At 45.9% G+C, this 20178-nt stretch carries 26 protein-coding genes; 19 read left to right on the forward strand and 7 right to left on the reverse strand.

The window, feature by feature from the left end; all coding sequences use genetic code 11:
• Positions 1 to 25: 25 nt before the first annotated feature.
• Positions 26 to 928 carry a fructose bisphosphate aldolase gene (locus CBF27_RS02570; protein ID WP_126812111.1) on the forward strand — a complete coding sequence of 301 codons (903 nt, stop codon included), beginning with the start codon at positions 26 to 28 and terminating at the stop codon, positions 926 to 928.
• Between the two features lie 58 nt (positions 929 to 986).
• Here the strand turns inward: CBF27_RS02570 and CBF27_RS02575 are convergent, their stop codons facing one another.
• From CBF27_RS02575 to CBF27_RS02585, 3 genes are read right to left on the reverse strand one after another with little or no spacing between them, the layout of a single operon-like run.
• The gene (locus CBF27_RS02575; RefSeq protein WP_245985923.1) at positions 987 to 1403 is read right to left on the reverse strand and encodes an MmcQ/YjbR family DNA-binding protein; all 417 of its coding nucleotides are present in this window, start codon (positions 1401 to 1403) and stop codon (positions 987 to 989) included.
• A gap of 8 nt (positions 1404 to 1411) precedes the next feature.
• Positions 1412 to 1801 (reverse strand): VOC family protein, encoded by a 390-nt coding sequence (locus tag CBF27_RS02580; RefSeq protein ID WP_126812113.1) that lies wholly within the window; start codon positions 1799 to 1801, stop codon positions 1412 to 1414.
• A 33-nt stretch (positions 1802 to 1834) separates the two neighbouring features.
• Positions 1835 to 2629, reverse strand: coding sequence for a helix-turn-helix transcriptional regulator (locus CBF27_RS02585; protein ID WP_126812115.1), 795 nt, complete (start codon positions 2627 to 2629; stop codon positions 1835 to 1837).
• 155 nt (positions 2630 to 2784) lie between these two features.
• On the opposite strand from CBF27_RS02585, the gene CBF27_RS02590 reads away from it, so the two are divergent.
• The 8 genes from CBF27_RS02590 (at position 2785) to CBF27_RS02625 (ending at position 8375) form a co-directional block, all read left to right on the forward strand.
• The gene (locus tag CBF27_RS02590; RefSeq protein ID WP_126812117.1) at positions 2785 to 3615 is read left to right on the forward strand and encodes an aldo/keto reductase; all 831 of its coding nucleotides are present in this window, start codon (positions 2785 to 2787) and stop codon (positions 3613 to 3615) included.
• A 102-nt stretch (positions 3616 to 3717) separates the two neighbouring features.
• Complete coding sequence (locus CBF27_RS02595) at positions 3718 to 4389, forward strand: NAD(P)H-dependent oxidoreductase (RefSeq protein WP_126812119.1); 672 nt, start codon at positions 3718 to 3720, stop codon at positions 4387 to 4389.
• Between the two features lie 2 nt (positions 4390 to 4391).
• The gene (locus CBF27_RS02600; protein ID WP_126812121.1) at positions 4392 to 4571 is read left to right on the forward strand and encodes a hypothetical protein; all 180 of its coding nucleotides are present in this window, start codon (positions 4392 to 4394) and stop codon (positions 4569 to 4571) included.
• 72 nt (positions 4572 to 4643) lie between these two features.
• Positions 4644 to 5207, forward strand: coding sequence for a hypothetical protein (locus CBF27_RS02605; RefSeq protein WP_126812124.1), 564 nt, complete (start codon positions 4644 to 4646; stop codon positions 5205 to 5207).
• Positions 5208 to 5251: 44 nt separating this feature from the next.
• Positions 5252 to 6136, forward strand: coding sequence for an ATP-binding cassette domain-containing protein (locus CBF27_RS02610; protein WP_126812126.1), 885 nt, complete (start codon positions 5252 to 5254; stop codon positions 6134 to 6136).
• A complete protein-coding gene (locus CBF27_RS02615; RefSeq protein WP_126812128.1) occupies positions 6123 to 6878 on the forward strand; it encodes a hypothetical protein in 756 nt (251 codons plus the stop codon). The genes CBF27_RS02610 and CBF27_RS02615 overlap by 14 nt, the downstream gene beginning before the upstream one ends.
• Positions 6879 to 6903: 25 nt before the next feature.
• The gene (locus CBF27_RS02620) at positions 6904 to 7605 is read left to right on the forward strand and encodes an MgtC/SapB family protein (protein WP_126812130.1); all 702 of its coding nucleotides are present in this window, start codon (positions 6904 to 6906) and stop codon (positions 7603 to 7605) included.
• A gap of 14 nt (positions 7606 to 7619) precedes the next feature.
• Complete coding sequence (locus CBF27_RS02625) at positions 7620 to 8375, forward strand: tyrosine-protein phosphatase (RefSeq protein WP_126812132.1); 756 nt, start codon at positions 7620 to 7622, stop codon at positions 8373 to 8375.
• A 17-nt stretch (positions 8376 to 8392) separates the two neighbouring features.
• Here the strand turns inward: CBF27_RS02625 and CBF27_RS02630 are convergent, their stop codons facing one another.
• Positions 8393 to 8899, reverse strand: coding sequence for a methylated-DNA--[protein]-cysteine S-methyltransferase (locus CBF27_RS02630; RefSeq protein WP_126812134.1), 507 nt, complete (start codon positions 8897 to 8899; stop codon positions 8393 to 8395).
• 88 nt (positions 8900 to 8987) lie between these two features.
• Here CBF27_RS02630 and CBF27_RS02635 point away from each other — a divergent pair, with 88 nt between their 5' ends.
• From CBF27_RS02635 to CBF27_RS02650, 4 genes are read left to right on the forward strand one after another with little or no spacing between them, the layout of a single operon-like run.
• Entirely contained in the window at positions 8988 to 10379 is a 1392-nt protein-coding gene (locus CBF27_RS02635) for a bifunctional metallophosphatase/5'-nucleotidase (RefSeq protein ID WP_126812136.1), read from the forward strand.
• Between the two features lie 20 nt (positions 10380 to 10399).
• Positions 10400 to 11011 carry a YutD family protein gene (locus tag CBF27_RS02640; RefSeq protein ID WP_126812138.1) on the forward strand — a complete coding sequence of 204 codons (612 nt, stop codon included), beginning with the start codon at positions 10400 to 10402 and terminating at the stop codon, positions 11009 to 11011.
• A gap of 14 nt (positions 11012 to 11025) precedes the next feature.
• Positions 11026 to 11790, forward strand: coding sequence for a TIGR01457 family HAD-type hydrolase (locus tag CBF27_RS02645; protein WP_126812140.1), 765 nt, complete (start codon positions 11026 to 11028; stop codon positions 11788 to 11790).
• A 1-nt stretch (position 11791) separates the two neighbouring features.
• On the forward strand, positions 11792 to 12427 hold the full coding sequence (locus CBF27_RS02650) for a TIGR01906 family membrane protein (protein WP_245985925.1): 636 nt from the start codon (positions 11792 to 11794) through the stop codon (positions 12425 to 12427).
• 57 nt (positions 12428 to 12484) lie between these two features.
• On the opposite strand, the gene CBF27_RS02655 is transcribed toward CBF27_RS02650, so the two are convergent.
• Both CBF27_RS02655 and CBF27_RS02660 read right to left on the reverse strand, forming a co-directional pair.
• Positions 12485 to 12973 carry a phosphatidylglycerophosphatase A family protein gene (locus tag CBF27_RS02655; RefSeq protein ID WP_126812144.1) on the reverse strand — a complete coding sequence of 163 codons (489 nt, stop codon included), beginning with the start codon at positions 12971 to 12973 and terminating at the stop codon, positions 12485 to 12487.
• Between the two features lie 56 nt (positions 12974 to 13029).
• Positions 13030 to 14022 (reverse strand): NAD(P)/FAD-dependent oxidoreductase, encoded by a 993-nt coding sequence (locus CBF27_RS02660; protein ID WP_126812146.1) that lies wholly within the window; start codon positions 14020 to 14022, stop codon positions 13030 to 13032.
• 325 nt (positions 14023 to 14347) lie between these two features.
• Between CBF27_RS02660 and CBF27_RS02665 the strand changes: the two genes are divergently transcribed.
• Genes CBF27_RS02665 through CBF27_RS02690 form a run of 6 tightly spaced genes read left to right on the forward strand, consistent with a single transcriptional unit; the run spans position 14348 to position 18742 of the window.
• Positions 14348 to 16207, forward strand: coding sequence for a BglG family transcription antiterminator (locus tag CBF27_RS02665; RefSeq protein WP_170174982.1), 1860 nt, complete (start codon positions 14348 to 14350; stop codon positions 16205 to 16207).
• A complete protein-coding gene (locus CBF27_RS02670; protein WP_170174983.1) occupies positions 16167 to 16499 on the forward strand; it encodes a transcriptional antiterminator in 333 nt (110 codons plus the stop codon). The genes CBF27_RS02665 and CBF27_RS02670 overlap by 41 nt, the downstream gene beginning before the upstream one ends.
• Positions 16500 to 16517: 18 nt before the next feature.
• A complete protein-coding gene (locus CBF27_RS02675) occupies positions 16518 to 16874 on the forward strand; it encodes a glycine-rich SFCGS family protein (protein WP_126812152.1) in 357 nt (118 codons plus the stop codon).
• 25 nt (positions 16875 to 16899) lie between these two features.
• Positions 16900 to 17262 (forward strand): DUF4312 family protein, encoded by a 363-nt coding sequence (locus tag CBF27_RS02680; protein WP_126812154.1) that lies wholly within the window; start codon positions 16900 to 16902, stop codon positions 17260 to 17262.
• Between the two features lie 5 nt (positions 17263 to 17267).
• Complete coding sequence (locus CBF27_RS02685; RefSeq protein ID WP_126812156.1) at positions 17268 to 18041, forward strand: DUF4311 domain-containing protein; 774 nt, start codon at positions 17268 to 17270, stop codon at positions 18039 to 18041.
• 20 nt (positions 18042 to 18061) lie between these two features.
• Positions 18062 to 18742 carry a DUF4310 family protein gene (locus tag CBF27_RS02690; RefSeq protein ID WP_126812158.1) on the forward strand — a complete coding sequence of 227 codons (681 nt, stop codon included), beginning with the start codon at positions 18062 to 18064 and terminating at the stop codon, positions 18740 to 18742.
• A gap of 63 nt (positions 18743 to 18805) precedes the next feature.
• Here CBF27_RS02690 and brnQ read toward each other — a convergent pair whose 3' ends face one another.
• Positions 18806 to 20158, reverse strand: a complete 1353-nt coding sequence (brnQ, locus tag CBF27_RS02695) for a branched-chain amino acid transport system II carrier protein (RefSeq protein WP_126812160.1) — start codon at positions 20156 to 20158, stop codon at positions 18806 to 18808.
• Between the last annotated feature and the right edge of the window lie 20 nt (positions 20159 to 20178).

Genomic DNA, 20178 nt, shown 5'->3' on the forward strand with positions numbered 1-20178 from the left:
TTTCTAAATGGAAAGAGGGAATCCCATGTTAGATCAGGAAAAACTGGCGATATTAAAAAATAAAAAGGGCTTTATTACAGCGCTGGATCAGAGCCGCGGCAGTACGCCGAAAGCGTTGAAAGCTTATGGCATTCCGATGAGCAGTTATCAAACAGAGGAAGAAATGTTTTATTGGGTGCATCAGCTGCGGATTCGTATTTTGGAAAGTCCGGCGTTTGATTCTGAAAAAATCATTGCGTCTATTTTATATGAAGATACCGTCAAGCGTGAAGTCGCAGGTTTGTTTACCGCAGATTTTTTGTGGCAGAAAAAAGGCATCATCCCGTTTTTAAAAATCGACCGCGGTCTGGATGTGGAAGACAAGGGTGTTCAGAAGTTAAATCCGATCACTGATTTGCCTGATTTACTGCAATTGGCAAAAGATTATCATATTTTCGGCACGAAAGCCCGTTCAGTCATCCGTCGTGCAGACGAAGAGGGCATCAGGGAGCTGGTCAAACAGCAGTTTGATTTGGCTAAGGATGTTTTGGCTGCGGATTTGCTGCCGATTATCGAAGCAGAGGTAGATATTCGCAGTACGGAAAAAGGCGAAGCGGAAATTCTGTTGAAGCAGGCCATCAAGGAACAGCTGGCACTATTGGACGATGACCAGTATGTCATGCTGGAACTGACGCTGCCCAAAGAAGATAATTTTTATGCTGATTTGGCGCAGGATAAACACGTTGTGCGGATTGTTGCCCTTTCAGGTATATACGGCCGTGAAGAAGCGACCCGCAATCTGGCGAAAAACCGCGACATGATTGCCAGCTTTTCCCGCGCTTTGCTGGAAGGATTGAGTTATGAGCAATCGGAAGAAGCATTCAACAGCGTGCTGGGAACTGCCATTGATGCGATTTATCAGGCATCTGTGAGTAAGGACGGCAACTAGCGTTTTATTCCCAGTATGTTTATGATGTCTAATGAAGAAGAGATGATTCTTGAGTGAATCATCTCTTTTCTTTTGCCAAATTTCGTTGTGTTTTTTTCGGTAAGCTTGCCACGACCAAGTCATAGGACTGTTTCAGCATAGACAGCAATGTCTCACGGCTAAAGGTTGTTTTGTCCAGCACAATGGAATTCCAATGAGTTTTATTGGCGTAGTAGCCGGGTATCACAAAAGTGTACTGTTCCCGCAGCAGGTCGTTGGTTTCCGGTAACCCTTTGACAGTCATGAGCCAACCATATTGCGGATGGTGGACATACAGACAAAAGTATTTTCCAGCCACATGGAAATACTCGCACGCCCAATCTTTACGGTAATAGACTTCGGCTCCTTGCCAATGTTGAATCGTGTCCTTCAATTCTGTTAACAGCGGCTGAATGGCGCCGGCAGCATTGGTGATTTTAGGTTCATCAACAGTCACAACCTATTTCAGCTCCCTTCTTTTAACCCGTGACAGAATAAACTGAGGTAGTTGCCATCCGGGTCTTCGATGATGGCGTAATACTGTCCCCAAAATGCGTTCCAAGGTTCTTTGAAAATCTTAAACCCAGCCATTCTGATGTCAGCAATTTTTTGTTCTAATGAAGCGGGGGAATCGCATAAAAAAGCCAATTCCAACCGTTCGCCGGTCAATTCAGGCTCAAAACCGTAAATACTCGTGATCATCGTTTTTGAATTCAGTGATATTCTGATAGATTGACTGGTTAATTCTGTGTAATCGGCTGAGACATCCCCTTTTACAGCAAATCCTAATAGATTGTAAAAGGCAATCGCTTTTGCCATATCTGCTACAATGATTCCGACCATATCCAATTGCATGCCTTTCTCTCCTTCCTTTTGATGTCATTATAGTCAAAAAGGAGGCGGATTTCTTGTATAATCCCGACACGCAAGGGCAATTTGTTTTGGCGATAAGCCGCTGTGTTTTTTGATTGTCTTCGAGAAATGTGATTGGTCATGAAAATGGTAATCATACGCCAAGTCGACAAAGGTTTTTTTGCCTCGTTTGATTTCCTGCAGGATTTGTTGAAAACGGATGGAGTCAAACAATTCATAAGGCGATAGTCCGATGTCATGTTTAAATTTACGCTGAATGCTGCGTTCGGATAGCACTTCTTTACGGATGGCTTCCCGGTATGAGAGACGATTGAATGCACTTGCCATAAAATTAGTTAAAAGAGCTTCTGACTTGAACGGTGTCATGGTCGAGAGTCTGTTTAGGAAAAAAATATTAAGCTGTTCAAACAAGCTGGAAAGATTGGAAAATGTGTCAAATGGTTTAAATTCCGCTGAAAAATCTGAAAAATAGTCTGTTTCCTGCAAAGAGGTATTTTTTTGTCCGCTCAGAGGATGTGTCAAAATAAGCGGTAGTCCGTGCAAATAAAAACGGACGCCGATTGTCAGATATTGTTCATCTCCTTCATATATAAAATAGTCGGTTTGCGGGGTTGTAAAAAAGGTTTTTTCAATGATTAAGTTTTCGGATAGAACGAGGATAATGTCACCGCAGAAGTCCGGCAATATCCGGTTAAAAGAATCATTAGTCGGGCTAACCCAAAAAGTTTGAATTAGTTGTCTCAAATCAGGATGGGGCGGGAGTTCATAATATTTGTCTTGTTGGCGGGTTAAAATCAACGGCTGATACATCACTATTCTCCTTACGCATGGTATTTGCTGCTTCTAATGTAATATGTTTCCGCTCTTATTGCAATCCAGCTTCGGTAAAATGCCAGCAGTCAATTTAATCGCCCTGTTTTCGTAATATGGTATAATAAGTTTACAGAAAAAAATTATTCAGGAGGATGACTGTGGAAACATATAAAGTATTAACAAATGGCGTGCAAATTCCGAGAATCGGCTTAGGCGTTTGGAAAGCCGAGAATAACGAGCAAGTGGTCAATGCGGTCAAGTGGGCAATCGAAGCCGGCTATCGGATGATTGACACAGCGTCGGTGTATAAAAATGAAGAAGGTGTCGGCCGCGGCATCAAAGAGTCAGGCATTGCCCGTGAAGACTTGTTTGTGACAAGCAAGGTATACAATGACGAGCAGGGCTATGACGAAACGCTGAAAGCTTTCGACCAGAGTCTGGAGCGCTTGGGACTGGACTATTTGGATTTGTATTTGATTCATTGGCCGGTGGCGGACAAGTATAAAGAGACGTGGCGTGCGATGGAAAAGCTGTACAAAGACGGCCGGGTCAGAGCAATCGGCGTATCAAACTTCCATCCGCATCATTTGGAAGACTTGATGTTTTCAGCTGAAATCAAGCCGATGATGAATCAGGTCGAACTGCACCCGCGCTTAAATCAAAAAGCGCTGCATGCGTTTTGTCAGGCAAACGATATTGCCGTCACAGCATATTCCCCGCTGGGACACGGCACGATTCTCGAAAATCAGCTGCTGCAAACCATCGCCGACAAGTACGGCAAGACGATTCCGCAAGTTATTTTGAGATGGGATGTCCAAAATGATGTGATTGTCATTCCAAAATCTGTCAACCAGGACCGCATTATTTCAAATCTGGCTATTTTTGATTTTGAATTGTCCAAAGAAGATATGGTCGCGATTGACACGCTGCATACCGGTGAGCGTGTGAATAAAAACCCGGATACCTTTTTAATTGAAAGATAACAGGCTGACCGTGAAAGGCTCATCTGCAAAGATGAGTCTTTTTTTGAAAAAATCAGCGAGAATTGTTATGATTTAACTATCTTTATTAAGAGAGGTCACGCCATGAAAACATTGATTGTAGTTGCACATCCCGATGCAGCCGATTCCAGTACGCAGCAATTTCTGAAAGCCAGTGCCCGTTTACCAGACGTGGCATGGTATGAATTGTCCGACGACTGGCAAGCAGATATTGCCGGTGAACAAACCCGCCTGCTTGCGTACGAACGGATTATCTGGCAGTTTCCATTGTATTGGTACAGTTCGCCGGCCAACTTGAAAGAATGGCTAGACAGTGTGTTTACCGACGATTTTCCAGACAGGTTAAAAGGCCGCGAGTTAGGGCTGGTGGTGACTCTCGGTGTTTCGGCAAAGTCGTTTCAAGCCGGCGGTAGAGAACAGTTCACCCTTTCGGAGTTGCTGCGGCCCTTTCAGGCACTGGCCAATCGGTGCGGTATGACATTTTTGCCGATCTTTGCGATTCACCAGTTCATGTATATGACAGAAGTGATGAAACAAAAGCTGTTGATTGCGTATCAACAGTATTTGACCATGCCGGTAAATGCGTCGTTCCAGGAAACAGAAGCCTGGTTTGCCGACCGGCTGCAGGCATTGACAGAAAAGGAACCCAACGAGGACAGAAAAAGAATCATGTCGGCTGTACTGGCAGAATTAACGGAAAACCGTTCGCGGCTTGATGACTTGCTGCTGGTTTTGACGGAAGTAAAGGATGGATGAAGATGACACAACAAGATTGGCTCTACGCACAAATTGCCTCCCTTGAAGCAAGCAGCCAGCAGTATGAGGACCGGGCGTTTTTTCAGGAGCTGCGGGAGATTGTGCAGGAACAATATAAACGGATAGAACAGGCAGAAGGCGAGATTGACGGGACAATCTGGAGTCCGCGCAACTGGTCTTGAAAATATCACTGACTCTTCTTTCGTTTTAGTGTATACTTATGACATATATTGAGAAGTTTGAAGGAGAATATGATGAAGAAAAAAACACTTTTTTTGATTTTTTTCACGGGCGTTTTTTTGCTGGCAGGCTGCAGCCAGCCTTCTAAACCAGCGTCTACCTCAACTGGCAGTTCTGAAGAGAAGCAGGTTGAAACAACCGCTGCGCGCGACGCTGAGACCATTGTCAACAACGTGATGGTGGGCGGCACAAAAATCAGTTTCAATAACACAGAATTCAACCGTATGTCGGACGGGCAGTTTAAAGAACATGAGCTGTGGGGAACTTTCGAAAGCGACAATTTTCCTGGTGTCCATGTCCAGCTGGATGTATCGGATATGACGACAGATGCGTATGGCACCATTGCAGAGTATCAACTGGCAGATGTCCAGTGGCAGGAGAGCGAACAAGTATATCTTCTAGGCTTGATGGAAGAAGCTGTGCAATTGTCAAAAGACGGCAAAGCCAAAATGTATAAAGGTCGGACAGGCGACGTGCTGATTTCGGTGGCGATTTTTTCAGAAAAAAAATTGACCGACCAGGAATTGCTGGCGCTGGAATCCCTCGTTAGCGGCATCAAGCTGGAATATACCGGATAATGCCGGGAAAGCGCCAGAATCAGAGCGCTTAAAGGAGTGAAAACATGACAATTGAACTGAACGGGTTGTCAAAGACAGTCGGCAGCAAATTGATTTTGAATGATATCGATTTGGTGTTGGAAGATCATAAGATTTACGGGTTGCTGGGTCAGAATGATTCAGGGAAAAGTTCGTTGATGAAAGTCATCATGAACGTGCTGCTGCCGAGTGAGGGGCACGTCTTGATAGAGGGCGAAACGGGCGCGGACAGACCTGAAAAACTGAAGCAGCTTTATTTTTTGACACAAGATGATATCTATCCCAAGCGGGCGCGCGTCAAGGACCTTGTCCGCTGGATGGCTTCATTTTATAAAGAGTTTGACACGGCGAACTGCAAGCGGCTGCTGGATACTTATCATTTGGATGAGAACAGACGGTATTATTCCTTGTCGCAAAAAGAAAAATCGCTGGTCAAAAGCAGTCTGGCGTTTAGTGTGGATGTGGATTACTTGCTGCTGGACGAACCGGGGTACGGCTTGGATGTTTACCACCGACACGCCATTTACGATGACTTGCTGGCAAGCTGCAAGCGGCATCCCAAGACGGTCGTGCTTGCTTCGCACGTCATTGACGAAATCACGGCATTTCTTGATGAAGTTATCATTCTCGAAGATGGTCAAATCCTCGTGCACGACAGTGTCGAGCGGCTGGCGAACCAAGCGGTTTTGGTGTGTGGTGCCGAGCGCCCCGTGCGTGACTATTTGCAAGGAAAAGAAATTTTAGGACAGGAATATGACGACGGATTTATCGAAGCAGTGATTTTAACCGGGGAGGATGTGGCAGACGCTGCCGAGGAGCTGACTCTGAGCCGGCTCAATCTGCAGGAGTTGTTTATTCAGCTGACGCGTGATGTCCGTCAAGCAGGAGGTGCCGGCAATGAAAACGAATAGGGCCATGTGGTCGTTTCAGATGAAGTATTATATCCGCAGACTGTTGGTTTTAGTCCTACTTTATTTGATAGTGATGGCGGCGAGCTGTGTGTCGGTCGTTTTTTTTGACGGCGCACTGCATTTGGAATCCGTCAGTCTGTTGTTCTTTATTTTTATGGTGGTTGCCGCTTGGCTGAATTTTTCCATGAGTCTGACGTTTTTCAGTTACCATGGTTTTTCCCGCAAACAGATAATCCGCAGTTTAGCACTTGCACAGTTATGTATCAGTCTGTTGACTGCTGTTTTGTCGGTCGCTCATAATCTGCTGGTCACCAGCTTCTCGCTGGAGTACTTTGTCGTGCCCGAAACGGCCCTGCAAACGGTGTACCTCGCAGAATGGACAAACGAAAAGCCCCTATTGTATGCACTCAGCCTGCTTTTTATCTGGCTGTGCTTTTTCACAGGGATGCAGTTGGGCAATACGCTTGCGGCAATCGCTTATCGCTTCAGCAGATTAAAAGTATTTGTGCTGCTCAGTCTTTTGGCGGCTGCCGTTATCGGGCTGGTATTGGGCTTTGCCTTTCTGCCTGCCGTCATACGGACAGCAGTCATTACGGCAATTCGTTTTCTGCTCGGGTTGAACCAAACGCTCGTACCGAAAATCGTGGTCCCCGCCGCAATCATTGTGATTGGCCTGCTGCTTAGCTTTTGGCTGACACGGAAAGCAGTAGCACGTGTTGACATCAGAAATCAGGTAGACTAGCTGGCACTCATCAATTAGAAAGGGAGTGAGCCGTATCAGCAGCATAGATATTATCTCGCGGTTGTTTCTTGCCATCATCATTTCCGGTATCATCGGGTTTGACCGGGAATATAAAAATCGTCCCGCAGGTATCCGCACACATATTTTAGTATGTGTCGGTGCAACAATTATTGCATTGATTCAAGAACAGATTTCTCTCAACGCGCTTGCGCAAGTCACAAGCCGGCCGGAGTTGACAGCTGCTTTGCGGGCTGACCCGTCCCGTCTGATCGCCCAAGTGGTCAGCGGTATCGGTTTTTTGGGTGCCGGCACCATCATCGTCACCAAGCAATCGGTCCGCGGCTTGACGACAGCAGCTTCTTTATGGGCGGTCGCCTGTTTGGGGATAGCTGTCGGCATGGGATTTTACGCGATTTCGATTATCGGGTTTGTCTCGATTGTTCTGGTTTTGTCAGTACTGAAGAAAGTTATCACGATTCCGTCAATGAAAAATCTGGAAATCCGGTTTGTGCATCGTCTGGAAACAAAAGAGTTTATTACAACGTATTTTGAAGAACAGCAAGTTGAAATCAAGGATGTCGTTTTTGATGTTGACCTCAGTGAGGATTTTCGTATTTATACGAATGTTTACACCATTGAACTGCCTAAAGGGAAAAATTACGCAGATATTATAGAAGATTTATCAAAAAATAAAAATGTATTGAAAATCAGACTAATCAATGCATAAAAGGGGAAAATGATATGGATGCACTGGTAAACTTTAGAGACCTTGGCGGCAAGCAGACAGCTGATGGACGCGAGGTTGTTTCAGGAAAATTTTTTAGAAGCGGCGAAGTTGTCGGTCTTCCGAACGGCACCAGCGAAAAACTGGTCACTGAGTACCGGCTTCAGACAATCGTCGACTTTCGCGGCGAATCGGAAGTCAAAATGCGCCCGGACGATACATTGAACGGTGTCAAGTACATTAATATCGATATCTCCAAAGACATCGACGGCGCGACCGGCAGTCTGCAAAGTATGATTCATCAGGATTTTTCCGCAGATGCTGCCATGATGACACTCTATGAGCAATTCGTCTACAATGCGACAGCGAAAAACGGCTTAAAGTCCTTTTTGGAAATAAGCGTGTCTGACGACGATATTCCGCTATTGTTCCACTGTTTTGCCGGAAAAGACCGGACAGGTATCGCCGCGGCGCTGATTCTTGCAAGCATGGATGTCTCTCGTGACCAGATTTACGAAGACTATCTCGTCACGAACACCTTGCGGAAACCAGCCAACGACCAGATGCTGGCAATGTTTAAGGCAGAGGGCTATGAAGACCATCAGCTTGTTGAAATCATGAAAATGCTGTATGTCAAAAAAGACTATCTCGCGCGAACGTTTGAACTGATGGATTTGGAATTCGGCGGCATCAAAGAGTTTATCCGCAGCAAAGACGGGCTGGGGATGCCGGCTTCCTACTTCGAGACAATGGTCAGCTTATATACAGAGTAAAACAAACGTCAGTCTGGTCAGGACTGACGTTTGTTTGCGGTGACAGCTTCGTGCTGAAGAAGTTTTTGTTTCAATAAAATACCTTGTTCGCCAGACCCCATATAACCGGTCAGTTTGCCGTTTTTGCCGATGACCCGGTGGCAGGGAATGATGATTGCAACCGGGTTTTGTTTATTGGCTTGTCCGACAGCTCTGACCGCATCAGGTGAACCGGCTGCTTCGGCAATGTCTTGATATGTCCGGGTTTCGCCGTACGGGATGGCTTGCAGTGCCTGCCAGACCCGCTGCTGAAAGGCTGTCCCTTGGGGGATATGCAGTTTTACGCTGAATTCAGTGCGCTGCCCGTCAAAATATTCATCCAGTTCTGTTATCGCCTGCCGGATAAACTGGTTGGGCGACTCCAAGGACGCATCATTTTCTGCCTGCTGTTGTTTTGCAGTTTCTTCGGTAATAAAGCGCAGACCAGTCAGGCCATACGAGTCTGCTGTTAGTTCAAGTAATGCAAACGGGTGTCGGTAAATCATCTTGCCGTCTCCTTTTTACCGTATCATATCAAAAACAGGCAAAATATGATAGTATAAAAACAAGGTAAAGAAAAGAAGGAATTGCTGAATGGAAAGAATACATATTTTTCATACAAATGACCTCCATTCCCACTTAGAGCATTGGCCAAAAATCAGGCGTTTTCTAATTGCCCATCAGGAAAAACTGAGACAAAAGGAAATTGCTACACTGACAATCGACCTTGGCGACTTTATCGACCGCGTGCATCCGTTTACTGATGCCACATTTGGTCAAGGGAATATTGATTTGATGAATACGGTTAACTTTGATGCGGTGACAATCGGCAACAACGAGGGTCTGGGACTGCCGCATGATCGTCTTGACCATCTGTATGATGGCGCTGAATTTGATGTCCTTCTGGGCAATTTTTTTGATAGGAAAAGCGGAGAGCGTCCAGCCTGGGCGTCACCGTATAAAATAGTGACGACGCGCGGCGGCACACGCATCGGACTGTTGGGACTGACGGCGTCGTTTCCGCTGACCCACCATGCGTTAGGCTGGGATGTGGTGCCGCCGGATGACGTGCTGCCCCAGCTCTTGCAGGAACTTTCCGGCAAAACGGATATTCTTATTTTATTGTCGCATCTCGGTTTGCCGGAGGACAAGCGGCTGGCCCGCGAGTATCCTGAATTTGATGTGATACTCGGCTCGCACACGCATCATCTGCTGCCGGAGGGGCTTGTGGTTGGCAAGACGCTGTTGACCGGTGCCGGACGTTTTGGTGAATATATTGGAGAAGTGCGTTTGACAGTGACGCCCGAACATCAGATTATTGAAAAAAAAGCTGTCACTGTTGCTGTTGAATCACTGCCGGAAAGACAGGAAGATGCCGCTGAGATTGTCGGTTATCTTGACAAGGGCCGACATATTCTTGAAGCGGATGAACAGGCATTTTTGTGTCAGCCGCTGGAGCTGGGACGCAACGACGACCGTTCGCTTGTCACGCAAGCACTGTACGCCATCACAGAAACGGCAGGCGCGCCGGTGGGGATTTTAAGCACCGGATTGTTTTTGACCGAGCTGCCGCAAGGTTCTGTCAATATGGCGCAGCTGCACCGCTGTCTGCCGCACCCGATGCATTTAATCCGAGTCACGCTGAAAGGCACAGATGTCATCCGTCTGGTGAGAGAGATGGAGAAAAACCGCGGCTTTTTAAAACACTTTTCGGTGACAGGCATGGGGTTTCGTGGTAAAATTTTTGGTGATATTTGTTATTATCAGTTGGCGTACGACCAGACAACTGGTACCGTCTACTGGTGCGGTCAGCCGGTGGACAAAGCAAAAGAGTATCAACTGGTGACAGTGGATCATTTTATGTTTATTCCTTTTTTTCCGACAATCGAGCTGGCAGGAGATGTTGAAGTGGTGTCTGCCGGATTTCTCAGGGAAATTTTGGGTGCCTATTTGGGCCGGCACTGTCCGCTTCGCGTAAATAATTGAGAAAGAACGAGGCTGAAAAAATGGCTGATAATAAAGAGAAACTGTTGAAAGACGACACAGTTACAAACAAACCATCAGATAAATTGGATGATATCATAGAAGATGTGCTGGAAGGCGAACTGGCGCCGCTTGACCCGGCTAATTTTAAACTGGGCGATTTGCGTTACCAGTTAGTCAAAAATTACCGCGACGGGTTTGATTACGAGAGACTGACAGAGCGCTACAACAATATTTTGGACCGGTATGATTACATAGTCGGCGACTGGGGTTATGATCAGTTGCGGTTGAAAGGCTTCTTTGAAGATTCCCGGCGCAATACACCGGCAGATGTGCGCATCAGTGCGCTGGAAGATTACCTCTATGAATACTGCAATTTCGGCTGTGCCTATTTTGTCATCAAGCAGTTGGAAGGTCCTAAAAAGAAGAAAGGCCGTCCGCAAAACAATCGCCGCAAATCCAGAGGCGACCGCCAGCAGGCGCATATCAATGAGAAAAAAATCGATACGACTAAAAAGCGGCGCAATCCGACGATTAAAAACAAAAAGGACACACAGCGCAAACAACCCGCTGAAAAACCGGGCGGCAACACAGACAGTAACCGCCACTTTACCATTCGTAAAAAAGAAAGCTGATTCAGGAGAAATGTATGACGTATAAAGGATATTTGATTGATTTAGACGGCACGATTTATTTAGGAACAAAGCCGATACCGGCCGGCAGACGGTTTGTTGAACGCCTGCAGCAAAAACATATTCCATTTTTATTTGTGACCAATAATACGACAAAAACACCGCAAGTCGTCCAGCAGCGTCTGGCAGACGAGTTCGGTATTTTTGTTGATGAAGCTGTCATTTACACAGCGACGTTGGCAACTATCGACTACATGGACAGCCGCGGACTTGGCAAAACATTCTACGCAATCGGCGAAGCCGGATTGATAGAATCGATTTCAGCGGCAGGATACATCTGGGATACGGAAACGCCTGACTATGTCGTGGTTGGCTTGGACAGTCATGTGACTTACCGACAGTTTGAACTTGCGACGCTGGCTGTGCAAAAGGGGGCACTGTTAATCGGCACAAACCCAGACAAAAATATTCCGACAGAAAGAGGACTGGTGCCCGGGGCAGGCTCACTGATAGCGTTGATGGAAACGGCGACGCAGCAGGAAGCAGTGATAATCGGCAAGCCTAACCGGTACATCATGGAGTCGGCTTTGAGGGAACTCGGGCTGCCGAAACACGATGTTCTGATGGTCGGAGATAATTATGAGACAGATATTCAGGCAGCCATTCAGGACGGCATTGATTCTTTGCTCGTGCTGACAGGTTTCACTCAGAAAGAGGAAATCGCCGGTTTGCCGGTTGCACCGACATATGTCCGCGACTCCCTCGATGACTGGCAGGTTTGATATGAACAAAAAAATAACCCATTGGCTTGGACTGACGGCACTGATACTGTGTCTGCTGACACTGGCCATTTCAATCACAATTAATGCGTTTCCGCTGTATTATGCCGATATCGACTATTTAAATATATTGGACTATGTGGAAGTAACCAAAGAAGCATTAATTAAAAATTACCATATTTTGATGGAATACTTGAACTTCCCGTGGGTGCGGGAGCTTCAGATGCCTGATTTCCCGACGTCTGAAAGCGGGGCGCTTCACTTTTATGAGGTCAAGCGCTTGTTTCAACTGAACTATGCTGTTTTTTTGCTGACAGTAATCCCAAGCATCGTTTACGTTCGCTACTTGGTGAAAACAGCTTCTTTATGGCGTATCATCCGGCCGTTTCAGTCTTTGGTGACATTCTTGATTGCGCTGGTATTTTTGATGGGGATTGCGTTTGACCGCTTTTTTGTCCTTTTTCACGAAGTGTTTTTCAACAACGATGCGTGGATTTTTGACCCGGCAACGGACCCGATTATTCTTGCCTTGCCGCAAGCGTACTTTATGCATTGTTTTATTTTGTTTTTTATTCTATTTATCGGTTTTCAACTGCTGGGCATATTGATTGCCAAGAAGCAGGTCGAACGGTTACGATAAAAAATGTCCTTCTTGATTGTTTAAAAACAAGAAGGACATTTTTTTATGTTGCTGCATTTATTCAGGAATGGAATGCGCCAGACGGCTGGCAGCGGCAGCGGCGATAGCGCCGATGATATCATCGAGAAATGTGTGGACAGCGTTACCGTTGTGCGAGTTAAGTTCTTTTAATATTCCCGGCTTGACTTTGTCGATATAGCCGTAATTGGTAAAGCCGATGGAGCCGTAAACATTCACGATAGCAAGTGCCAGAATTTCATCCACCCCGTACAGTCCTTCATCGCTTTCAATGATGTGCTGGAGGGGAGGGAGAAGTTTCTTTTCTTCGGCCAACAAATCCAATTGGATGCCCGTAATAATGGCATTTTGGACTTCGCGTTTTTCTAAAACAGCTTCCACGTTTTCCTGACATTGTTCCAGTGTCAGTTCTTCCACGTATTCTTTTTGCAAATAGTAGACAAGTTCCGCAATGCTGTCGATGGAAACGCCGCGCTGCTTCAGCAAATCTTTTGCAATTCTGCCTAATTCTTCAGTGTTTATCTTCAAAATTATCCCCCTTTGGCACTCGCTTGATATGATATCTAAGTATAACCTAAACACAACTATCCGTAAAGACTGGTACTGTGCATCGGCTGCAGCCGTTCTTCCGGATGGATAAAATGCAGGGCGTTATTGACCGCAGTCGGAGCTTCGCCAAAACCGGTCGCAATCAGTTTGACTTTGCCGGCATATGTCGCAATATCGCCAATGGCGTAGACACCTGAAATGTTCGTGGACATGTCGCTGTTCACAAGTAAAGTGTTGCCTTTGCGTTCAAGCGGCCATTTTTTGATAGGTCCAAGAGAAGATGAAAAACCATAATTGATCAGCAAATGGTCGGTATCGACCACTTCCCGCCGGTCTTCTTTTGGATTGTAGATAGTTACCGCATGCAATGTGCAGCCATCATGTTCCAGTTCTTCAAGGACGTAAGGTGTCTTTACCATAACATTGGACGACTCGAGCTGCTCAAGACTGTATTCATGTGCCCGGAACTTCGGGCGGCGATGCAGAAGCGTGACTTCCGCCGCTGTTTTTTCCAGCATCAGTGCCCAGTCGACAGCCGAATCGCCACCGCCGCAAACCACGACCCGTTTATCTGAAAATTGGGTCATGTCTTTGACGGCGTAATGGAGGGAGGTGCCTTCCAGCGCCTCGTTTCCTGCCAAATTTATCCGTCTTGGCTGAAACGCCCCGTTTCCTGCCGCGATGATAACGGCTTTGGTGTAATGGTCATCTTGCGTGTTCGTCGTAATCATCAACGACTGGTCCGCTTGCGGCAAAATGTCGCTGACTTCCTGATTGAGACAAATCGTATGGTTGAATTTTTCGATTTGTCTCGTCAAGTTGTCGATGAGTTCGTGCGCTTTGACTTTTGGAAAGCCAGCCACATCATAAATATATTTTTCCGGATACAGCAGCGCTAACTGTCCGCCCAGCTCCGGCAATGCTTCAATAATTTTAGTTTTGGCGCCGCGCATCCCTGCGTAGAATGCTGCAAACAGCCCAGTTGGGCCACCGCCGATAATCGTAATATCGTATACTTGTTTTGTCATTAAATTACCCGCCTTTTCTAACGATACACTACGTAGTATAAAGGATGTTCAGCAAAAAAAAAATAAATATGTTTGCAGCAGATAGCGGCAGATGGGATTGTTCGACAATAAAAAAAATATATAGAGATGCTCGGAAATGTATATTACTAATGGTGTTGAGCAGTTTATAAGTGTTGCACTAATGAAAGTGCATTTTTTTTGTATTGAAGAAACCGCTATAATCGTTTAACTTATAAGTATAGAATAAACACATCACAGAAAGAAGCTGATAATCATGACGTGTCAGTTGAGTCAACGGCAAAAAGATATAATATTATATCTTACGATGATTTCTGATGTTACGACGACCAAACAACTGGCAGAGATGTTTTCGATAAGTGTCCGTTCCATTAAGTATGATTTAGCAGATGTGCGTTCGTGGCTTGCAGAAAAAGACATTCAGTTATTTTCCAAAAGAGGCAGCGGTATTTGGCTGGAGTTGACTAGTGAACAGAAAAAGACGTTGAAAAACAGTGTACTCAGTGATGAAATGGATTCGTACGTCAGCAATCAGCATATCAGGTATCATAAAATCATTTTTGAACTTATTACCGAAAACGGCATGTTGTCCAGCGACCGGCTCAGCGAACGCATCAAGGTCAGTAAAAACACGATTATTTCAGATTTAGACAGAGCAGAACGTTTGTTGAATGAATACGGCTTGTTGCTGGTGAGACAACCGAGCAAAGGATTTGCTATTCAAGGTCAGGAATTGCCGAAACGACAAATACTCGAGCAGATGATCCAAGAGGAACTGACTGAATATGATGTGTATTACATCATCAATAAACTGCTGCAGGCCCATGACTATGAAAAGGACATACAGATAGGCGTCAATAAACAGTTTCAGACGATTTATTCCCAAGTTTTGGCGACGATGTCCGAGGTACTGGCAACCATTGATCCGGCTGAGCTGAACTATAGCGAGGTGCTGTCGCTGACGATTCGTACCAGCATTTCAATTATGCGGCTGCAAAACAAGTGCACTATTGGCGATTACCGTCAGCTAAATGAAAGCAGTTTGAAAAATGAAGTGCCTTACCAGCTGATTAATAGCGCCTACACGTATTTTGATTTGCCGATTTTTGCCGATGAATACGACTATATCAACAGCGATATGCTGCATGATGTGCCGCAGTATGACATTTTGACGATAACAAAAAAAATCATCCGCCAAGTGTCTGAAGACACCGGCTATCATTTTTCCGAGGACAGCCTGCTGTTCAATAATTTATTCGTTCATTTGTCCATCCGATTATCAAAAAAGCATTCGTACTTGAATGAGTACAACCCTTTTGCGGATGACGTGAAGGAAAAATACCCGGATTTATTTGCAAGTATCAAGGAGGCGTGCGAAACCCATATCGCAAGCAGCCAGTTATTCGTCAATGATTCTTTCGTCTGCTATTTGGCGCTGCACTTTCTCGGTTCCTATGAACGACATACAAGCCGCAAGAGCGCATCAGTCGTTTATGTCTGTTCGACAGGTCTGGGCGTCACCAATTTAATCACACAAACGATTCAAAAGCGGATGAAAGGGATAAAAATTGTCGGCTTTGCCTCTATTTTAAATGTCGGGACGATTGTTCAGCAGCTGCAGCCGGATTTTGTTATCAGTATTTTTCCTTTGGAAGAACTGGATGTTCCTTGGGTAAAAGTAGAACCGATTTTGACAGAACAAAATTTAAAGAGCATTCAAGAATATGCGGATGCTGTTATTCAAAGGACAGCGGAGGATGAACTGCCGAAAGCAATGACACATTCGTCTGCCCGCCTGTTGGATTCTGACAGCACAGTTTACGAACAAGAAAGTCAGGAAATTATTATTAAGGGATATGTGATTTACCAGTCCATCGTGAAAACAATGGCAGATAAATTGGACGAGGCATTGCTGGATTCGCTGATGCTTCACGTCTTGTTGGCTGTTCACCGCATTGCTTTTGATCATCAGTACATGGATGAGACAGATTGCTGCGAAACGCATGCTGATGTACGCGAAGAAGACGTACAATCTATTCGCAACATTTTTACTGAGCAGGGCTTGGCAATCAATCAAAGTGAAATGATGGCTATGCTCCATTATTTCAAACGAAAGGAGGGGTATCGTGGACGTTCATACTCAGAAAGCAGAAATATTAACGAATAGTCCAGACCGGGAAGCGTTGGAAAAGACAATGAGTTTTATCGACGGCTTGCTCTCTGAAAAAGATATCAAGCCGACGCCGGTCCAGTACGTTGTGATGATGAATCATGTCAACGAAATGATTAAACGCTCAATTACTCAAGACCGTTTGCCGGAATTTGATTTGGAGATGTTTGCCGATGTTTCTGAAGAATCGCTCGGCATGGCAATGCAAGTGGTTGAATGTATAGGAAAACTATCAGAAGAAGAAGGATATTTGCTGTCCATTCACTTCGAGACAGCGAAAAACAATTAAAAAAGGAGAGACAAAACAATGATTACAGTGGTTATTGCGGACAGACTAGGTAAAGGACAAAATGTGGCAAAAGGAGTCGAAGCAGCCGGCGGAAAAGCAATCGTCGTGCCCGGCATGGGAGCAGATATGCGGCTGGGGGACGTCATGCAGGCGGAAAATGCCGATTTAGGGATTTCATTTTGCGGAAGCGGCGGAGCAGGCGCTATTACAGCAGCTACCAAGTACGGATATCCGGAACGCCACGGCATGCGGTCAATCGAAGAGGGCGTGACAGCCATTCAAGACGGCAAGACGGTTCTCGGTTTTGGGTTCATGGACGTGGAAGAACTGGGCAAACGGCTGACAGAGGCTTATATCAAAAAACATCAAAGCTAACGACGGACGAAAGGGAGATGATAATATGTCTGTAAATCGTCAGCTTAATCAAACCGTGCGCGTCTCCGGAACAGGGGACACTCCGTCCCAAGCTTTCGCGGATGCGTTGGGGAAAGTCAAACAAGCGGTGTTGGGGAAATCTTCAGATATATATCTTAGAATCGAGCCAATAGACGTAACAGTCTTGTCTGCGGTTCAGAAAAAGGAAACGGAGTATTTTCTGTTTTTCTTTTTGCCAAGGGAAAAGCAGCATTTTTCTGTCGATTTGCAAGTTGAGGTCCAAGTGCAATACATCAGCCTGGCAGAGGTGCGGTTTAACGTTCAAGAAGAAAAGCGTTCGCCTCATTTTTGGGTGAACGTGAAACAACGATTTTTGAAAGAAGGGTAAAATAAATGATCATTATAATTCTTAAATCACTAGTGATTGGCGGTTTGCTTGGCTTTGCGGCAAGCGTTGGGGCCGCACGTATGTTTCATACGCCGAAATCCCAAGCGCTCGGAGCTTTCCGGACGTTTGGCGAAATGAATGCGTGTGAGGGAGATCCGGCTGCCCACTTTTCATTTGGACTCGGGTTCTTCTTTAATGCGTGGGCATCGACCGTCGGTGCCGGTGCATTTACACAAGATGTGACACACCGTATCGTGCCGAACTGGGCAACGGCGGCGTTATTGATGAAAAATAAAAATGTCGAAGAAACGATGCACAATCCTAAAAAAATGGCGATAGCAGGAACAGTCATCGGGGCGCTGCTGGTCACTTTTTTAAATTCGACTGCCGCTGCTATTCCCGAGTCGCTTCAGGTAACGGCTGTGGCCGTGCTTGTGCCGGCTGCAACCATTCTGATTGATACTGTCATGCCGGTTCTTTTCTGGTTATCAGCATTGGATGCAGGCGTCAGGACAGGATTTTGGGCTACTTTGTTTGGCGGTTTGTCCCAAATGATTATGGGCAATGCTGTACCGGGTGTCGTTCTTGGTATATTGATTGGTAAAGGTGTCGATGATACTGGTTGGAACCGTGTCACCAAAAGCATCTTGGCGGCAATTATCATGCTGTTCATTTTAAGTGGTTTTTTCCGCGGATTCGACTTGCAACTACTCGAAAGCTTCAAACTGCAAGTGCCAAAATGGCTTGAAAACATGCATAACATCGTGAATTTAAAATAAAGTAGAGAGGTGTCAGAAAAATGGAGCATACAAATACGGAGACTACAGTGGCAAAAAGTCTGGGAGAAAAAAGTTTCTGGCTGGCTGACTGGTCATTTCCGATTATTGTCGGTCTGTTGTCGGCAGCGGTATTTTCGGGAACGCACATGTACATTGTTCACGGGGTCGGTGCATTTAATGAAGTGTCCATTGTAGCAATGTTGAAAGCCGGTTTGGATGGCGGTTCTTACGGTGCTGCGGCAGCATTCGGTGCCAGCTTCTTGTTTGCCAGAATTTTAGAAGGGTCACTGGTCGGGATTTTGGATTTGGGCGGTTCGATTTTAACGGGTGTCGGCATCGGGATTCCGGCGATGCTGCTCAGTGTCGGAATCACTGCACCGACAGATAACTTCTTGCTGTCACTATTGGTCGGGCTGACATTGGGACTGTTGATTGGCGGTATCATTATTCTTATTAGAAAATTCACCATTGGCCAGTCAACTTCCACATTTGGCGCCGACATCATGATGGGGGCAGGAAATGCTTCAGGTCGTTTTTTGGGACCGCTCATCATTTTGAGTGCGGCCTCAGCATCTGCACCAATCGGCATCGGTGCTGTTATCGGGTCATTGATATTCTATGTCTGGAAAAAACCAATCGCAGGTGGTGCGATTTTAGGCGCAATGATTTTTGGCGCCCTGTTCCCGGTACCTTTGGGCTAAACACAAAAAAGCTGTCGACTGCTCTCACGGAAAGAGAAAACAGTCGACAGCTTTTTTTGTGTGTCAGCCAGTTGTTTTTTCGGCCGTTGCCAAACTGATAATCCAGCCGACTGCCAAGCCGATGAGCGCCGGTAAAATCCAGCCCATCTGAACCGCTGAAAACGGCAGCAGACTGTCGATAAATTGCGTGACTTGATGAATCACCGGGTGTTCGCTGATAGCAGCAGGCAGTGACTTGATGCCTTCAAGCACAGCGAAAATAAACGTGAAACCGATCGCTGACTGGTAGACGATTTTCTGATGATGGTATAAAGGCGACAAAAAGGTGATAACAACTAGGGTAATCGCCAGCGGATACAGAAACATCAGGACTGGTATAGAAATTTTAATAATGGATGTCAGCCCGACATTCGCGATACCCATTCCCAAAAGGCTGAACACATGCACGAATTTCCGGTAACTGATTGAGGGGAAGAGTTCGGCAAATGTTTCACTACATGCAGTGATGAGCCCGATGGCTGTTTTCAGACAAGCAACGGTGACGATAATCGCCAGCAGGACTTTCCCGATCTCGCCAAAATAATAAGTCGTAATGTCAGTGAGTGCGATTCCGCCGTTTTCAGATAACGCAAACCGATTGAGACTGCGGGCACCGAGAAAGGCTAGACTGCCGTAGATGACTGACATCAAAAAGATTGTGACGATGCCTGATTTGATGGTGTCCTTGGCGATATCCCCCGGCTTGGTGACACCAAGCTGCTGGATGGCGTTGACGATGATGATGCCAAATGCAAGCGAAGCCAGAACATCCATCGTGTTGTAGCCTTCTATAAATCCTTGGAAAAACGCGCCTTGAGCATATTCCGGCTGGACCGGCAAGTTGGCTGTAGTTCCCATAGGATTAAAAAAAGCGGTGATGATAAGCAGTGCTAAAAAGACTAGAAATAATGGATTCAGCACTTTCCCGACCCACACCATGATTTTAGCCGGGTTGAGCGAGAGCAGCCAGGCTAAAAGGAAAAATATCAGTGTGAAGACGAAGAGCCCAACCGTTAAGTATCCCTCGGGAATGAACGGTTTGATGCCTATCTCGAAAGAAACGGTAGCAGTTCGCGGCAAGGCGAAGAAAGGACCAATCGTCAAATAGAGAGCAACGGTAAAAAATAACGCAAACGACGGACTGACCCGGCTGGCCAAATCAAACAGCCCGGAGCTGTTTGAAATACCGATTGCAACAACACCTAAAAATGGTAAGCCGACGCCCGTCAAAATAAACCCGAGTGTGGCAGGCAGAGTGTTGCTGCCGGCTGCTTGTCCCATGTGGACCGGAAAGATGAGGTTGCCGGCACCAAAAAACAGTCCGAAGAGCAGTGAACCGACTGTAATATAAGAACTTAATGATAGTTTTCGTGTCATAAAATTTCCCCCTAAAAAAA

This window comes from Vagococcus acidifermentans, assembly GCF_003987655.1.
In the GTDB taxonomy this organism is placed as follows: Bacteria; Bacillota; Bacilli; order Lactobacillales; family Vagococcaceae; genus Vagococcus_B; species Vagococcus_B acidifermentans.

Coding starts and splice junctions, on each gene's coding strand:
- CBF27_RS02610 (WP_126812126.1), top strand. CDS start 5,252: ATGACAATTGAACTGAACGGGTTGTCAAAGACAGTCGGCAGCAAATTG.
- CBF27_RS02645 (WP_126812140.1), top strand. CDS start 11,026: ATGACGTATAAAGGATATTTGATTGATTTAGACGGCACGATTTATTTA.
- CBF27_RS02630 (WP_126812134.1), bottom strand. CDS start 8,899: ATGATTTACCGACACCCGTTTGCATTACTTGAACTAACAGCAGACTCG.
- CBF27_RS02690 (WP_126812158.1), top strand. CDS start 18,062: ATGGAGCATACAAATACGGAGACTACAGTGGCAAAAAGTCTGGGAGAA.
- CBF27_RS02590 (WP_126812117.1), top strand. CDS start 2,785: ATGACTGTGGAAACATATAAAGTATTAACAAATGGCGTGCAAATTCCG.
- CBF27_RS02605 (WP_126812124.1), top strand. CDS start 4,644: ATGAAGAAAAAAACACTTTTTTTGATTTTTTTCACGGGCGTTTTTTTG.
- CBF27_RS02665 (WP_170174982.1), top strand. CDS start 14,348: ATGATTTCTGATGTTACGACGACCAAACAACTGGCAGAGATGTTTTCG.
- CBF27_RS02585 (WP_126812115.1), bottom strand. CDS start 2,629: ATGTATCAGCCGTTGATTTTAACCCGCCAACAAGACAAATATTATGAA.
- CBF27_RS02580 (WP_126812113.1), bottom strand. CDS start 1,801: ATGCAATTGGATATGGTCGGAATCATTGTAGCAGATATGGCAAAAGCG.
- CBF27_RS02650 (WP_245985925.1), top strand. CDS start 11,792: ATGAACAAAAAAATAACCCATTGGCTTGGACTGACGGCACTGATACTG.
- CBF27_RS02625 (WP_126812132.1), top strand. CDS start 7,620: ATGGATGCACTGGTAAACTTTAGAGACCTTGGCGGCAAGCAGACAGCT.
- CBF27_RS02660 (WP_126812146.1), bottom strand. CDS start 14,022: ATGACAAAACAAGTATACGATATTACGATTATCGGCGGTGGCCCAACT.
- CBF27_RS02685 (WP_126812156.1), top strand. CDS start 17,268: ATGATCATTATAATTCTTAAATCACTAGTGATTGGCGGTTTGCTTGGC.
- CBF27_RS02680 (WP_126812154.1), top strand. CDS start 16,900: ATGTCTGTAAATCGTCAGCTTAATCAAACCGTGCGCGTCTCCGGAACA.
- brnQ (WP_126812160.1), bottom strand. CDS start 20,158: ATGACACGAAAACTATCATTAAGTTCTTATATTACAGTCGGTTCACTG.
- CBF27_RS02595 (WP_126812119.1), top strand. CDS start 3,718: ATGAAAACATTGATTGTAGTTGCACATCCCGATGCAGCCGATTCCAGT.
- CBF27_RS02635 (WP_126812136.1), top strand. CDS start 8,988: ATGGAAAGAATACATATTTTTCATACAAATGACCTCCATTCCCACTTA.
- CBF27_RS02600 (WP_126812121.1), top strand. CDS start 4,392: ATGACACAACAAGATTGGCTCTACGCACAAATTGCCTCCCTTGAAGCA.
- CBF27_RS02675 (WP_126812152.1), top strand. CDS start 16,518: ATGATTACAGTGGTTATTGCGGACAGACTAGGTAAAGGACAAAATGTG.
- CBF27_RS02615 (WP_126812128.1), top strand. CDS start 6,123: ATGAAAACGAATAGGGCCATGTGGTCGTTTCAGATGAAGTATTATATC.
- CBF27_RS02570 (WP_126812111.1), top strand. CDS start 26: ATGTTAGATCAGGAAAAACTGGCGATATTAAAAAATAAAAAGGGCTTT.
- CBF27_RS02640 (WP_126812138.1), top strand. CDS start 10,400: ATGGCTGATAATAAAGAGAAACTGTTGAAAGACGACACAGTTACAAAC.